Source organism: Micromonospora gifhornensis (assembly GCF_016863515.1).
In the GTDB taxonomy this organism is placed as follows: Bacteria; Actinomycetota; Actinomycetes; order Mycobacteriales; family Micromonosporaceae; genus Micromonospora; species Micromonospora gifhornensis.
In genome coordinates, this window is sequence record NZ_BOPA01000029.1 from 83565 (window position 1) to 98534 (window position 14970).

A 14970-nucleotide genomic window follows, 5' to 3' on the forward strand; every position below is an offset into this window, starting at 1 on the left:
GCCTGCGTCGTGGGCGCGGGTGCCCCGGTCACGGGTACGTCGTCGGTCACGCCCGTCAGCTACCCGCGCCCTCTGCACCCAAACAACCCACCCCGTCCGGCCCCGCCCCAGCTCCGTCGGTCAGGAAGTTGTCGTGAGCGGACAACTTCCTGACCGACCGAGCGGGGACGGGCCGGCGGAGGTCGTCGCTCAGGCGGGGGCGGGCAGCGAGTGCGGGTCTGCGCTGGAGCGGGTGGCCCGGCGGGCACGTACGGCGGTGGCCAGTTCGGTGAGCACCTCGTCGGTGGTGTCCCAGCCGATGCAGGCGTCGGTTATCGACTGGCCGTAGGTCAGCTCCCGGGTCGGGTCGAGGTCCTGACGACCGGGGACGAGGAAGCTCTCCAGCATGATCCCGACGATGCCGCGCTGACCGGCGGCGATCTGCCCGGCCACGTCGGCGACCACGGCGGGCTGGTTGCGGTGGTCCTTGCCGCTGTTGGCGTGGCTGGCGTCCACCACCAGCCGCTCCGGCAGCCCGGCGGCGCGCAGCAGTTCCAGCGCACCCGCCACCGACGCGGCGTCGTAGTTCGGCAGGCCGCCGCCACCACGCAGCACCAGGTGGCCGTCGGCGTTGCCCCGGGTGTGCATGATCGCCGGGGTGCCGGAGACGTCGATGCCGGGGAAGACGTGCGGTACGCCGGCCGCCCGGATCGCGTCCACGGCGGTGGCGATGCTGCCGTCCGGGCGGTTCTTCATGCCGATCGGCATGGACAGGCCGGAGGCGAGCTGGCGGTGCACCTGGCTCTCCACCGTACGGGCGCCGATGGCCCCCCAGGCCACCGTGTCCGCGATGTACTGCGGGGTGATCGGGTCGAGGAACTCGCAGCCGACCGGCAGCCCGAGGCGTAACACGTCGAGCAGGAGCGCCCGGGCCAGCCGGAGACCGGCGTTGACGTCACCGGAACCGTCCAGCCCGGGATCGTTGATCAGACCCTTCCATCCGACGGTGGAGCGCGGCTTCTCGAAGTAGACCCGCATCACCACCAGCAGGTCGTCGGCGACCCGGTCGGCGGCCTCGCGCAGCCGGTGGGCGTATTCCAGGGCGGCGGCGGGGTCGTGCACCGAGCACGGGCCGACCACCACCAGCAGCCGGTCGTCGACGCGGTCGAGGACCTGCGCGGCGGCGCGCCGCCCGGCGACCACGGCCGAGGCCAGGTCGTCGTCCAGGGGTAGCTCGTGGTGCAGCAGCGCCGGGGTGGTCAGCGGTACGACACGGTCGATCCGCTGATCGATGACGCGACGGTTGTCCGGGGTCGTCACGGTGGGCATCCTTTCGCCGACCGCACCCCGGGGCCGGTGCCCGGGACGAGCCGGCTGCTCGTAGGCAAAAGGGCAGGAGATTCATTCCTGCCCGGCCGGCTCGAAAACGGTGACGTCAGATCATGGTGAGGTCACCGGCTTACGAGCCGGCTGCCTAAACCATCGATACGACCGCGTCACGGCGCCAAGAGTACCCGACGGTGGGCAACTGCTCACCCCGTGGTCGGCAAAGCCTCTCCTTGTGTTCACCCTCATCGATGAATCGGTCGGTAGTTTCAGCGACACCGAACGCTGCGAGTACCGGAGGTATTCGATGGATCGTCGTACCGTCCTGCGCGCCACCGTCGCCGGCGGCGCTGCCGCCTTCTCCGGCAGCCTGTGGGCGGGAGCCGCGGTGGCCGCACCGGCGCAACCCGGTCCCAGCCCGTACGGGGCGCTGCGCAGCGCAGATGCCAACGGGATCCAGCTGCCTGCCGGCTTCACCAGCCGGGTGATCGCCCGGTCCCGCCGGACGGTCACCGGCACCTCGTACGTCTGGCACGACGCGCCCGACGGTGGTGCCTGCTTCACCGCCGGAACCGGATGGATCTACGTCTCGAATTCCGAGATCACCCCGGGCGGTGGCGCCTCGGCGGTCCGCTTCAACGCCGACGGCACTATTGCCTCGGCGTACCGGATCCTCTCCGGCACCAACCAGAACTGCGCCGGCGGTGCCACGCCCTGGGGCACCTGGCTCTCCTGCGAGGAGGTCAGCCGCGGGTACGTCTACGAGACGTACCCGCAGGGTGGCACCGCCGCGGTGCGCCGGGACGCGATGGGGCGGTTCAAGCACGAGGCCGCCGCCTGCGATCCGGACCGCCGGGTCATCTACCTCACCGAGGACGAGAGCAACGGCTGCCTGTACCGGTTCCGTCCGACGAACTGGGGCAGCCTGGCCGACGGCACGCTGGAGGTGCTGGTCGCCGGCAGCGCCACCAGCGGCCCGGTGACCTGGGCGCGGGTGCCCGACCCGTCGGGGGCCGACACGCTGACCCGCAACCAGGTGTCCGGGGCCAAGCGCTTCAACGGTGGCGAGGGCTGCTGGTACGCCGACGGCACCTGCTGGTTCACCACCAAGGGCGACAACCGGGTCTGGGCGTACGACGCGGTCAACCAGCGCATCGACCTGGCGTACGACGCCGCCCGAGTCTCCGGCAGCGCGCCGCTGACCGGCGTGGACAACATCACCGGCGCCCGCTCCGGCGATCTGTTCGTGGCCGAGGACGGCGGCAACATGGAGATCTGCGTGATCACGCCGGACGAGATCGTGGCGCCGTTCCTGCGGATCACCGGTCAGTCGTCGTCGGAGATCTGCGGGCCGGCCTTCTCACCGGACGGCACCCGCTTCTACTTCTCCTCACAGCGGGGCACCTCGGGATCGTCCTCCGGTGGCATCACCTACGAGGTACGCGGCCCGTTCCGCTCCTGACCAGGTCGCCGCATCGAACTGTTAGTCGCCGCCTCGAACTGTTAATAGGGGGCCCGGCTACTACCTGAGGCGTTAAGAAGGTGCCCTTCCTTTCACGCGTGCGGGGTGGGGCTGGGGGGTATGGGGGCAGTCATGAGTGACGCGAAGAGCGACCAGGAGCGGGTCGAGTCCCGAGCCCACCTGCTGCCCGAGGAGGCCGCGGCCGGCAGCGAGGACCCCGAGGCCCAGGCCGAGGCGATCCTGACCGAGTCCGACATCCGGGAGGACAACCCCAACGCCGCGCCGGACACGATCCTGGAGCGGCGTACCTCGGAACAGACGGTTACCCCGATCGAGCCGCCTGACTGAGCGACGGGTGCGGCGTGCCGCGTCCCCGGTGGGGTGGGACGCGGCACGCCCGCGTCCCGACGGCGTCGGACAGCGGAGATCGGATAGCGTCGGAGTCATGCCCGACAGCGGTTACCCCTGGCCCATCTCCACGACTCGACTCGACAACGGCCTGCGCGTGGTGGTCAGCGAGGACCGCACCGCCCCGGCGGTCGCGGTCAACCTCTGGTACGACGTCGGCTCCCGCCACGAGCCGGCCGGACAGACCGGCTTCGCGCACCTGTTCGAGCACCTGATGTTCGAAGGCTCGGTGAACGTCGCGAAGACCGAGCACATGAAACTGGTGCAGGGGGCGGGCGGGTCGCTCAACGCCACCACGAATCCGGATCGGACGAACTACTTCGAGACGGTCCCGGCCGAGCACCTGGAGTTGGCGCTCTGGCTGGAGGCCGACCGGATGGGCGGCCTGGTGCCGGCGCTGACCCAGGAGACGCTTGACAACCAGCGCGACGTGGTCAAGAACGAGCGGCGGCAACGCTACGAGAACGTGCCGTACGGCGACGCGTGGCTGCGGCTGCTGCCGCTGCTGTACCCGCCGGGGCATCCGTACCACCACGCCACCATCGGCTCGATGGCCGACCTGAACGCCGCCGACCTGGCCACCTTCCAGGCGTTCCACCAGACCTACTACGCACCGAACAACGCGGTGCTCACCGTGGTCGGTGACACCACCGTCGACGAGGTCGTCACGCTGGCCGAGAAGTACTTCGGGGGCATCGAGCCCCGGGCGGAGATCCCGTCGGCACCCGACGGGCGCACCGTGCCGGCCACCGGCGTACCGGCCGTGGAGACCGTGGTCACCGACGTGCCAGCACCCCGGGTGTACGTGGCACACCGGACCTACCCCTTCGGCACCCCGGGCTACGACGTGGTGACCGTGCTGGCCACCGTGCTCGGCAGCGGCCGAGGCAGCCGGCTCTACCAGCGCCTCGCCGACGGCGAACGGATCGCCCAGCCCGACCTCGTCGGGGCGTACGGGGTGGATCTGGCGCACGCCCCCGCGCCGCTCATCGCCACCGCCACCGCCCGTCCCGGAGTCAGCGGCGAGCGGCTGGCCGAAGGGCTGTCCGAAGTGGTCGACGAGTTGGCCACGGTGCCGGTGACCCCGAGCGAACTGGACCGCGCCAAGGCTCTGCTGACCACCGCCTGGTGGCGACAGATGTCCACGGTGGACGGTCGGGCGGACGTGCTGGGCCGCTACGCCACCCAGTTCGGTGACCCGGCCACGGTGGCCGAGCGGCTGCCGGCCTGGCAGGCGGTGACCGCCGAGCAGATCGCCGAGGTGGCCGCCGAGGTGCTCGGTGCCGACGACCGGGTGACCCTGACCTACCGCCCCGAGGAGAAGCCATGACTTTGATCGCCGAGCGTCCGGGGCCGGGTGCGGCTCGTCCGTACCGGTTCCCGCAGGTGGTGCGCCGGGCTGTGGCGGGCGGCCAGGTGGTCGCCGCGCATCTGCCCGGCCAGAACCTCGCCGTGGCGCTGCTGCTGCTCGACGCCGGAGCCGGCCGGGAGCCGGTGGGCAAGGAGGGGCTCGGCGGGGTGCTCGCCAAGGCCCTGGAGGAGGGCACCAGCCAGCGGGACGCGACCGCGTACGCGCTGGCCATCGAGGCGCTCGGCACCGAGCTGGTGACCGGGCTGGACTGGGACACCTTCCAGGCCAGCGTGCAGGTGCCGGTCGAGCGGTTGGGCGCGGCCGTTGAACTGCTCGCCGAGGCGGTGCGTACCCCGAAGTTGGACCCGGACGACGTGCGCCGGGTACGCGACGACGAGGCGACGGCGCTGCGGATGGACTGGGCCAACCCCGGTCCGCGCGCCGACGCGGTGCTGCGTGCCGACCTGTTCGGTGTCGACAACCGGTGGGGCCGTCCGCTGTACGGCGACCCGGACTCGGTGGCCGCGCTGGACGCCGAGGACGTCACCGTCTTCCACTCCGAGTGGTTCATCCGGCCGGGCACCCTGGTGGTCGCCGGCGACCTGGAGCGGATCGACCTGGACGCGCTCGCCGCAACGGCCTTCGCCGGTACGGGCGGCGGGCCGGTGGACCGCGGTGGGCCGATCGACGTCCCGCTGCGTACCGGTCGCCGGGTCATCCTGGTGGACCGGCCCGGCTCGGTGCAGTCGACGCTGCGCCTCGGTCACATCGCGCCGCACCGCGCCCACCCGGACCATGTGCCGCTGGCGCTGGCCGGCACGGTGCTCGGCGGCGCCTTCACCTCCCGGCTGAACCACCTGATCCGCGAGGTGCGCGGCTACACGTACGGCATCCGGGGCGACTTCGCCTCGTCCCGCCGCTTCGGCCGGTTCGCGGTCAGCTCCGGGGTGCAGACGGCGGTGACCGCACCGGCCCTTGTCGAGTCGGTCGGGGAGATCGCCCGTACCCAGGCCGGCGGGGTGACCGAGGACGAGCTGGCGGTGGCCCGGTCCTGGCGGGCCGGGCAGCTCTCGGTGGAGCTGCAGAGCCCACGGGCGATCGCTGCGGCGCTGACCACGCTCGTGGTGCACGACCTGCCCGACGACTACCACGCCCAGCTGCGGGAGGCGCTGCTCGCCGCCGACGTGGCGCAGGTGTCGGCCGCCGCCGCCACCCACCTCCACCCGGATTCGCTGACCCTGGTGGTGGAGGGGGACGCCGCGCTCATCCGCGACGAACTGGTCGCCGCCGGTCTGGGGGAGGTGATCGACCACGTACCGGCCGACCCGGTGTGATGTCGGTCGCCGAGGGGTGGGAAAGCGTTCCCGGTCGACGGGCCGGGCTGGGTAGCCTCGCGGGCATGAGGATCGGCATTGTGGGGGCCACCGGCCAGGTCGGTGGCGTCATGCGGCAGGTGTTGGCGGACCGGGAGTTCCCGGCGGAGCAGGTGCGGCTTTTCGCCTCGGCACGCTCGGCGGGGCGCACCTTGCCGTGGCGCGGCGAGGAGGTCACGATCGAGGACGCGGCCACCGCCGATTACTCGGGGCTGGACATCGTGCTCTTCTCCGCCGGGAAGGGCACCGCCAAGGAGCTGGCTCCCCGGGTCGCCGCCGCCGGTGCCGTGGTCATCGACAACTCGTCGGCCTTCCGGACGGACCCGCAGGTGCCGCTGGTCGTCGCCGAGGTCAACCCGCACGCCGCCGCCGTACGCCCCAAGGGCATCATCGCCAACCCGAACTGCACCACGATGGCCGCGATGCCGGTGCTGCGGCCGCTGCACGAGGAGGCAGAGCTGGTCAGCCTGGTCGTCTCGACGTACCAGGCGGTTTCCGGTGCCGGCCTGGCCGGCGTCGCCGAGCTCGACGAGCAGGTCCGCAAGGTGGCCGAGGGCGCCACCGGCCTGGCCTACGACGGTGCGGCGGTGGAATTCCCGGCGCCCCGCTCGTTCGCCCGACCGATCGCGTTCAACGTGCTGCCGCTGGCCGGTTCGATCGTCGACGACGGGTCGGCGGAGACCGACGAGGAACAGAAGCTGCGCAACGAGAGCCGCCGGATCCTGGAGATCCCCGGCCTGAAGGTCTCCGGCACCTGCGTCCGGGTGCCGGTCTTCACCGGGCACTCGCTGCAGATCAACGCCCGCTTCGCCCGGCCGATCACCCCGCAGCGCGCCACCGAGCTGCTCGACGGCGCGCCCGGTGTGGCGCTCAGCGAGGTGCCCACCCCGTTGCAGGCGGCCGGGCAGGATCCGACGTTCGTGGGCCGGATCCGGGCCGACGAGACCGTCGAGCACGGGTTGGCGCTGTTCTGCTCCAACGACAACCTGCGCAAGGGTGCCGCCCTCAACGCCGTGCAGATCGCCGAACTGGTGGCCGCCGAGCGCTGACCTCTCGGCCCCGACCAGGCGTTACTGGTCGGGGCCCGCGGGTAGACCCATGGTTGGCCGACACCGAGAGGGAGGCGCCATGACTACCGTCGGAGAGTTCATGACGACCCGGTTGGTGACCATGGACGGCAACGACACACTCGTCGCGGCAGCCCAGGAGATGCGGGACTCCGCGATCGGCGACGTGGTGGTGACCGATGGCGACAACGTGGTCGGCATCATCACGGACCGGGACATAACGGTCCGCGGGGTGGCCGAGAGCCTGGACCCGAACACCACCCGGCTCAACCAGCTCACCACCAAGGACGTGATCACGGTCAGCCAGTACGACGACGCGGTCTCCGCCGCCGACCTGATGCGCACGTACGCCGTACGGCGGCTGCCGGTGGTCGAGGACGGCCGGCTGATCGGTCTCGTGTCGATGGGTGACCTGGCTGTCGAGCGGGAGCCGCAGTCGGTGCTTGCCGACATCAGCGCCGACGACCCGAACAACTGACCCGTACGCCCCGCCTGCCGGCTTCCCGATCTCCGGGGAGCCGGCTTTCGGCTGTGCTGCGTCGGTCCTCCGGTCTGCGCCCGGCCCCCGGTGGCCTCACCCGATTCGGGCGAGGTTGACCGCGTACCGGCCGGGGACCCTGCTCTGCACGCCGAGGGCGGGGCCGGAGCGTGGAGGGACACCCGATCCGGCCGGGACCGACCGACGGGGAGGAGAGGCGGCGATGGCGGAAGCGACCGTGCGGTTCTTCGAGGATCTCGACCAGCAGGGGTACGAACCGCTGCTGGCGAAGCTCTCCGGAACTCTGCGCTTCGACCTGCACGAGGGGCCGCAGACCATGCACTGGCTGGTCCGGATCGACAGGGGTCAGATCCGGGTCAGCCGGGAGGACATGGAGGCGGACGCGGTCGTGGGTTCCAGCCCGGGGCTGTTCGAGGACCTGGTCACCGGCCGGGAGAACGGGCTGGCTGCGCTGCTGCGGGGCGACATGACCATCACCGGTGACGCGCGCCTGATCGTGCAACTGGATCGGATCTTCCCTGGGCCGCCGCACAGCGTCGGACCGCATCGCTACCGCAAGGGGGTGCGCTGATGGCGCCGAGCCACACCGTACGGATCCTGGATGGCAACACCTTCGTCGTCTCGGAGGCGACCGGGGACATCGAGGCGACGCCGACCGAGCCGACCGGGCTGTTCTCCATCGACACCCGTTTCCTGTCGAAGTGGGTGCTCACCATCAACGGTGAGCGGCTCAACGCCCTCTCCTACGACGACCTGCAGTACTTCGAGTCGCGCTTCTTCCTGGTGCCGGGGCTGGCCACCCACTACGTCGACGCGAAGCTGTCCATCATCCGGGAGCGGGCCGTCGGCGGCAGCTTCCGGGAGAGCATCACCATCCTCAACCACGACGAGAAGGCCGTCGATCTGGAGATCCGGATGGACGCCGCCGCCGACTTCGCCGACCTGTTCGAGGTCAAGGACGAGATCCTGAACAAGAAGGGCGAGTCGTACGCCGAGGCGGAGCCGGACCAGCTGCGGCTGGGCTACCGGCGGGGCAACTTCCGGCGCGAGACGCTCATCTCGTCCTCCGAGCCGGCGAGCTACGACCGCAACGGCTTCTCCTACCAGGTCCACCTCGAACCGAACGAGCAGTGGGACACCGACATCCACGTACGCACGCACGCGCTCGGCCCCGGCGGCCGGGACCTGCGCATCGGGCTGCGGGTGCACGGCACCGAACGGCTCGCCCTTCAGCACGACCTGGAGGAGTGGATCGCCAAGGCCCCCAAGGTGAACAGCGAGCACGGTGAGCTCTGCTCGACGTACCGGCGTTGCCTGGTGGACCTGGCCGCGTTGCGGTTCGCGCCGCTGTCGCTCGGCGGTCAGACGCTGCCCGCCGCGGGCCTGCCCTGGTTCATGACCATGTTCGGCCGGGACAGCATCCTGACCTGCCTGCAGACGCTGCCGTTCACGCCGGAGCTGAGCGCGACCACCCTGCGCATCCTGGCCGCGTTGCAGGGCACCCGGTTCGACGACTTCCGCGAGGAGGACCCGGGCCGGATCCTGCACGAGATGCGCTACGGCGAGAGCGCCGCGTTCGAGGAGCAGCCGCACTCGCCCTACTACGGCTCGGTGGACGCCACCCCGCTGTTCGTGATCCTGCTCGACGAGTACGAGCGGTGGAGTGGTGACGCCGCGCTGGTCAAGGAGTTGGAGCAGGAGTGCCGTCGGGCGTTGCACTGGATCGACGACTGTGCCGACCTGGTCGGCAACGGCTACATCTGGTACGAGCGGCGGAACACCGACAACGGCCTGGAGAACCAGTGCTGGAAGGACTCCTGGGACTCCATCTCGTACGCCGACGGCAGCCTGCCACCGTTTCCCCGGGCCACCTGCGAGGTGCAGGGGTACGCGTACGACGCGAAGATCCGCGCGGCCCGGCTGGCCCGCAGGTTCTGGGACGACCCGGCGTACGCCGAGCAGTTGGAGCGGGAGGCGGCGCAGCTCAAGGAGCGGTTCAACCGGGACTGGTGGGTGGCCGACGGCGGTTACTACGCCCTCGCCCTCGACCCGGACGGGCGGCAGTGTGACGTGCTCAGCTCCAACATCGGCCACCTGCTGTGGAGCGGCATCGTCGCCGAGGACCGGGCCGAGCAGGTCGCCGCGCACCTGGTCGGCGACCGGCTCTTCTCCGGCTGGGGGGTGCGGACGCTGGCCGAGGGTGAGGTGCGCTACAACCCCATCGGCTACCACAACGGCACGGTCTGGCCCTTCGACACCTCGTTCTGTGCCTGGGGTCTGCGTCGCTACGGGTTCGCCGAGGAGGCCGCCACCATCGCCAGCGGGATCCTGGACGCCGCACGCTACTTCGACGGTCGGTTGCCGGAGGCGTTCGGTGGTTACCGGCGCGAGCAGACGAAGTTCCCGGTGGAGTACCCGACGGCGTGCAGCCCGCAGGCCTGGTCGACCGGGGCGCCGCTGCTGCTGCTGCGGACGATGCTCGGCCTGGAGCCGCACGAGGGGCACCTGGCGGTGGAGCCGCGCCTGCCGGTGGGCATGGGCCGGATCGAGGTGCTGGACATCCCGGGGCGCTGGGGGCGGGTGGACGCCTTCGCCCGTGGCCGTCTCGACCTGCACAAACTCGCCGGCTGACCCGCTGTCGGCCGACGGTGCCGGTGGTCGGGCGCGGCGTGCGTCCGGCCACCGTCCCTACCGACGCGTAACCTACTCACGGTAAAGTTGGCGAATGCCGGAACTCGTGTACCCGCCCGTGATCGCCGCCGCCAAGACCATGTTCCGGGTGCTCGACCTGCGGCTCACCGTGCAGGGCTCGCACCACGTGCCGCGTACCGGTGGGGCGGTCATGGCCAGCAACCACGTCAGCTACCTGGACTTCATCTTCTGCGGCCTCGGTGCGCTGGAGTCCAGGCGACTGGTCCGTTTCATGGCGAAGGAGTCGGTGTTCCGGCACCGGGTGTCGGGCCCGCTGATGCGCGGCATGCGGCACATCCCGGTGGACCGGGGGGCGGGCGCCGAGTCGTACGCCGCCGCGCTCGCCGCCCTGCGCGCAGGCGAGGTCGTCGGCGTCTTCCCGGAAGCGACGATCAGCCGGTCCTTCACCGTCAAGGAACTCAAGAGCGGCGCCACCCGGATGGCCTGCGAAGCCGCCGTCCCGGTGCTGCCGGTGGCGCTCTGGGGCACCCAGCGGCTGTGGACCAAGGGTCGCCCCCGCACGCTGACCCGCCGACACACCCCGATCACCATCCTGGTCGGCGAGCCCCTGCACCCGGCCGCCTATCCGGACGCCGTCGCGATGAGCGCCGACCTGAAGACGCGGTTGCAGGACCTGGTCGACCGGGCCCAGCGGGAGTACCCGGACCAGCCCGCCGACGACGCCGACAGGTGGTGGCTGCCGGCGCACCTGGGCGGCACCGCGCCGACCCCGGAACAGGCCGTCGCGCTGGACGCTGCCGACCGGCGGTCCAGCCGGGGCTGAACCGGGGCCCTACCGTTGGCCCGAGGCCGCGCCGTACGGCATCTGCACGGCGGTGCGCGGGCGGTAGTAGTCGTCCCGGGAGCGGAACTCGACCGGCAGCGACCCGGGCAGGATCACCCGGGCCGGACCGGGGCGGGGCGCGACGAGGGCGAGCCGGGACAGGGCGTCCCGTTCCGGTGGGGACAGGTCCATCAGCTCGGGCCGGGTCAGCCGGAAGGTGGCCACCGCGCGGCGGATCTCCTGGCTCAACTGCGCGATCTGCGCGTCCGGCCCGATCAGGGCGAGCGCCGGCTGCTGGATCGTACGCAGTGCGTCGCAGACCACCAGCAGGCGCGCAGGCGAGTCCAGGCCGCACGGCGGAAGCTCCAGTCGGGACGGCCACTGCCAGCGGATCTGCCCGCTGACCAGGCCCGAGTTGCCCCGCCGGTGCCGGCCGCCGACCACGGCGAGTTGCGGGCCGGTGCCGACGTACACCAGCCGGTGGTCGGTGACGGTCACCGTGACCGCGTGCGGCAGCGCCCAGGTGCGCCGGGACTCGGTGGGACCGAGCAGGTGGCCTGCCACGTTTACCTGCCACCGGCCGAGAATCCATTCGTCGCTGGCCGGCACCAGCTCGTGGCGCCGATCCAGGGTCGGGCCGGTGTCGTCCGCCGCGTCGAAGCGATGCGGAGCGATGAAGAATGGGGACGCGTCATCGTGCATCCTGACGAACCTCCGGTGCAGACGGCATCTGTGCATGAGCCTCGCCCAACCCGTGCTGCGGTGTCATGACGCCTGTTAGGGGGTCGGCCACTCGGCTGATGCCTGCGACCGGTAGATGCCGATCTCCTCCGGTCGGACGAGGCCGTCCTCGATCGCCCGGGCCAGCAGAGCCGCTTTCGTGGCGGCCGGCCTGCCCACCCGGCTGTACTTGATTCGCGCTCGGTCGACGTACTGCTTGACGGTGTGCTCGCTGATCCGCATCCGGCGCGCGACCGACGCCTTGGACATCGACTGGAACCACAGCAGCAGCGCCTCGCGTTCCTTGTCCGACAGCATCGGGCGGTCCGGCCGCGAGTCACCGACCATCGCGCCGGCCAACGCGGGTGCCACGTACGGGCGGTCACTCGCCGCGTCCAGTACGGTCGCCACGCAGTGTTCCCGCCCCTCGTGCTTGGCGAGGAAGGCCACCGCCCCGGCGTCCAGCGCGGCGAGGATCGTCGGCGGATCCGAGTGTTCCGAGTAGACCACCACGCGTCGGCCGGCCGCGCTCAACTCGGCCAGCTTGTCCAGCACGAGCCGGCCGTGCAGCCGCAGGTCGAGCAGGACGACGTCGGCCTCGGGCGCGGCGCGCAGCACCTCGTCGGGATCGTCACCGGTGGCCAGCACGGTCAACCGTGGCTCGGTCGCCAGCCAGGCGCGCACCCCGTCGACGACCACCGGGTGATCGTCCACGATCGCCACCCCGACAGGCCGCCCCGGCGTCATCGACGCCAGCGCGTCTGCGTCCATCTGATCTCACCGTCCCGCTCGTAGAGGTACTCCACCTGTCCGTCGCCCTGATCGGGCTGCCCGCCGGTGGCGTCCGGTCCGGCCCGGTCCGGGACGACCAGGCTGACCACCACCTCGTCCGGATTGGCGACGATGGTCAGCCGCGCCCAGTCCCGCTCGTCGGCGAGCGTGGCGGTGAGCGGTTCGACCAGTTGGCGACGGACCTGCACCGACAGTGGTGGTGGTGTACCGATTGTGACAAGGTCGATGGAGAGGCCGTCCCGCTCGGCGAGATCGGCGGCCGCCCGCAACTCGTGCAGCAGTGGATGGGGCACGTCGTCGGATTCGGCGATCAGCCGCCGCAGCCGTGCCGCAGCGCGTACGCACCGGCGCTGTACGTCCGGATCGGACGGATCGGCCCGGCCCTGCGCCAACTCGGTCAACACCTCGGTAGCGGCGTCGCTGACCACGGCGAGCCGATCGCGCCGCTCGCCACGGGCTCGCTCGGCGGCCTCGCGTTCGGCGAGCATCACGTTGCTGGCGGCGGCGCTGGCCGCCCGGTCGCGCAGGAGCAACCCGAGCATCAGCGCCCCGGCGAAGACCGCCACCGGCAGCGACGAGGTGCCGTAGAGGGCCATCGCGGCGCGGGCCAGGTCGGCCGCCCCGGTGGCGTCGTAGAGCGTGACGGCGGTCAGCGCGGTGGCCGCGTGTGCGGCCAGCAGGGCGAGCAGCCACCGGACCGGACGGCCCCAGAGCACCACCAGAAAGAACCAGGCGAGGGTGCCCCAGACCCAGTTGGCCGGGCTGAACAACTGCGCGCGTCCCACCGAGGCGAACACCGCCACGTCCACCGCGAGCAGCAGCCCGACCAACGGAGGCGTGGGCAGCGGAGCGTCCCGCAGCAGCCGGACCCCGGCGAGCAGCCCGACGGCCGCCACCAGCAGCCAGGCGCCGAGCACCACCTGCGGCACGGCCAGTTGGGTACGGGCGGCGAGCACGGCGGGTAGCGCGATCGCCAGGTGCCAGACCAGCGCGATGGTGACCGCCACGATCCGGGCTCCCCGGTCGGAGACCCGGGCCACCGCAGCCGCCGCCTGGCCGACGCCGACCTTCACCGCTGTCGTCGCCGCCCGGCCGTCGTACCCGCCGGTCACGGGGATGACCGCCGGGGTCAGGCGGATCGCCTCCGGGTCAGCTGACATCCGACCACTCCAGCCGGATCCGGGTGCCCTGCCCGGGCGCGGAGTCCACATCGGCCCGGCCGTCGATGCTGGCCATCCGTCCCACGATGGACTCGCGTAGCCCGTACCGGTGGGCGGGGACGGTGGCCGGGTCGAAGCCGGGGCCTTCGTCGCGTACCTCGACCGTGACGCGGCCGGCACGGGTGCGCAGGCGCAGCATGGTGGCGGCACCGGGCGCGTGGCGGGCCACGTTGGACAGTGCCGCGTGTGCGCTCTCCGCGATCACCTCGGCCACCGCGGCCGGGATCGTGCACGGCGGCAGGTCCGCGTTGACCGGCAGGCCGGGCAGGCGGGCGAGCATCTCCCGCAGGCGTTCGTCCAGCCGCCGGGTCGCGTCCGCCGGAACCGACCGCGCCTCGGCCAGGGTGGCGAGGGTACGCAGGTCGGCGGCGCACCGGTCCCGCAGCGCCGCCGACGAGCCGGTGACCACGCCCTGCCCGACCATGGTCAACGTGGCCAGGACGGTGTCGTGCAGATCGCGGTTCTGCTGGCGTTCCGCCTCCCGCGCGGTGCGGGCGACAAGCGCCGCCCGGGAGGCGCGCTGCTCGGCCACGAAGTCGGCGTCGGCCCGCGCCACCCGGCGGCGCATCACCGCGGTCAGCATCGCCGTGCAGGCGATCTGGGTCAGCAGGGTGACCGCGTGGGCGCGTGCCTCGGTGGTGTTGCCGGCCGCGTGCGCGCCGGTCGCGTAGGCGGCGGCGACCAGCAGCCCCGCCGGGATGGACCAGCGGGCCGGGGCGGTGGCCTGCGTGTTGATCACCGTGGTGCTGGCCAGCACCGCGATCCAGCTCGCCTCGCCGGGCAGCACCTCCGGTGCGACGAGCACCGGGATCGCCAGGCAGGCGGCGACGGTGAGCGTCAGGTCGCCGACGACCAGGGGTGCGTCGATGCCGTGGTGCCAGGCCCGCGTCGCGTACCAGATCGACCAGACGGTCAGTACGGCCACGGCGGGCACGAGCAGGTCGGTGCGGACCGGCGGGGTGCGCACGGCGAGCGCCACCGCCGCGCAGACCAGGCCGCAGGAGAGCCGCAGCAGCGCCGGCAGGCGGGTGAAGATGAACGCGAAGGCCCCGGTCGCCGGTGAGTCGACCGTGCTGGGTGGCGCGGTCAGGGTGGCCAGGGCCGGCATCGGGTAAGAGCGTCCTTCGCGACAAACGACCCGATCCGGGTACGCGCTGAGAAATCGACGCCGGAGAATAACATAATGCGAGGTCGATGGTGACGTTCAGTGTCGGACGGGTTGTCGGACCTGGGCTCTTGTCCGGCGACCAGCAGCGGGGTCGCCGCGTCGCCCCGTAATCCGATGATCATGCCGCCCC

The 14970-nt window shown here is 71.8% G+C and carries 14 protein-coding genes; 9 read left to right on the forward strand and 5 right to left on the reverse strand.

Annotation, left to right across the window (positions count from 1 at the left end):
* Positions 1-189 precede the first annotated feature (189 nt).
* On the reverse strand, positions 190-1308 hold the full coding sequence (locus Vgi01_RS21310; RefSeq protein ID WP_204292146.1) for a 3-deoxy-7-phosphoheptulonate synthase: 1119 nt from the start codon (positions 1306-1308) through the stop codon (positions 190-192).
* 304 nt (positions 1309-1612) lie between these two features.
* Here Vgi01_RS21310 and Vgi01_RS21315 point away from each other — a divergent pair, with 304 nt between their 5' ends.
* The 9 genes from Vgi01_RS21315 to Vgi01_RS21355 all read left to right on the forward strand — a co-directional run bounded on the left by Vgi01_RS21315 (position 1613) and on the right by Vgi01_RS21355 (position 10940).
* On the forward strand, positions 1613-2767 hold the full coding sequence (locus tag Vgi01_RS21315; protein WP_204292147.1) for an alkaline phosphatase PhoX: 1155 nt from the start codon (positions 1613-1615) through the stop codon (positions 2765-2767).
* A 132-nt stretch (positions 2768-2899) separates the two neighbouring features.
* Positions 2900-3115, forward strand: coding sequence for a hypothetical protein (locus tag Vgi01_RS21320; protein ID WP_102658556.1), 216 nt, complete (start codon positions 2900-2902; stop codon positions 3113-3115).
* A 97-nt stretch (positions 3116-3212) separates the two neighbouring features.
* Entirely contained in the window at positions 3213-4505 is a 1293-nt protein-coding gene (locus Vgi01_RS21325) for a M16 family metallopeptidase (RefSeq protein WP_204292148.1), read from the forward strand.
* On the forward strand, positions 4502-5860 hold the full coding sequence (locus Vgi01_RS21330) for a M16 family metallopeptidase (RefSeq protein WP_204292149.1): 1359 nt from the start codon (positions 4502-4504) through the stop codon (positions 5858-5860). The genes Vgi01_RS21325 and Vgi01_RS21330 overlap by 4 nt, the downstream gene beginning before the upstream one ends.
* Before the next feature lie 65 nt (positions 5861-5925).
* Positions 5926-6948: an aspartate-semialdehyde dehydrogenase gene (locus Vgi01_RS21335; RefSeq protein WP_204292150.1), complete on the forward strand. Its 1023-nt coding sequence runs from the start codon at positions 5926-5928 to the stop codon at positions 6946-6948.
* A gap of 79 nt (positions 6949-7027) precedes the next feature.
* Positions 7028-7444, forward strand: a complete 417-nt coding sequence (locus Vgi01_RS21340) for a CBS domain-containing protein (protein WP_013735545.1) — start codon at positions 7028-7030, stop codon at positions 7442-7444.
* Positions 7445-7667: 223 nt separating this feature from the next.
* Complete coding sequence (locus Vgi01_RS21345; protein ID WP_102658553.1) at positions 7668-8036, forward strand: SCP2 sterol-binding domain-containing protein; 369 nt, start codon at positions 7668-7670, stop codon at positions 8034-8036.
* A complete protein-coding gene (locus Vgi01_RS21350) occupies positions 8036-10096 on the forward strand; it encodes an amylo-alpha-1,6-glucosidase (RefSeq protein ID WP_204292151.1) in 2061 nt (686 codons plus the stop codon). Before Vgi01_RS21345 ends, Vgi01_RS21350 begins: the two co-directional genes overlap by 1 nt.
* Before the next feature lie 94 nt (positions 10097-10190).
* Positions 10191-10940, forward strand: coding sequence for a lysophospholipid acyltransferase family protein (locus Vgi01_RS21355; protein WP_102658551.1), 750 nt, complete (start codon positions 10191-10193; stop codon positions 10938-10940).
* Positions 10941-10949: 9 nt separating this feature from the next.
* On the opposite strand, the gene Vgi01_RS21360 is transcribed toward Vgi01_RS21355, so the two are convergent.
* The 4 genes from Vgi01_RS21360 to Vgi01_RS21375 form a co-directional block, all read right to left on the reverse strand.
* Positions 10950-11642, reverse strand: coding sequence for a hypothetical protein (locus Vgi01_RS21360; RefSeq protein ID WP_204292152.1), 693 nt, complete (start codon positions 11640-11642; stop codon positions 10950-10952).
* 75 nt (positions 11643-11717) lie between these two features.
* Positions 11718-12431 carry a response regulator transcription factor gene (locus Vgi01_RS21365; RefSeq protein ID WP_013735540.1) on the reverse strand — a complete coding sequence of 238 codons (714 nt, stop codon included), beginning with the start codon at positions 12429-12431 and terminating at the stop codon, positions 11718-11720.
* Positions 12404-13612 carry a hypothetical protein gene (locus Vgi01_RS21370; protein ID WP_102658549.1) on the reverse strand — a complete coding sequence of 403 codons (1209 nt, stop codon included), beginning with the start codon at positions 13610-13612 and terminating at the stop codon, positions 12404-12406. Before Vgi01_RS21370 ends, Vgi01_RS21365 begins: the two co-directional genes overlap by 28 nt.
* Positions 13602-14780 (reverse strand): sensor histidine kinase, encoded by a 1179-nt coding sequence (locus Vgi01_RS21375; protein WP_204292153.1) that lies wholly within the window; start codon positions 14778-14780, stop codon positions 13602-13604. Before Vgi01_RS21375 ends, Vgi01_RS21370 begins: the two co-directional genes overlap by 11 nt.
* Between the last annotated feature and the right edge of the window lie 190 nt (positions 14781-14970).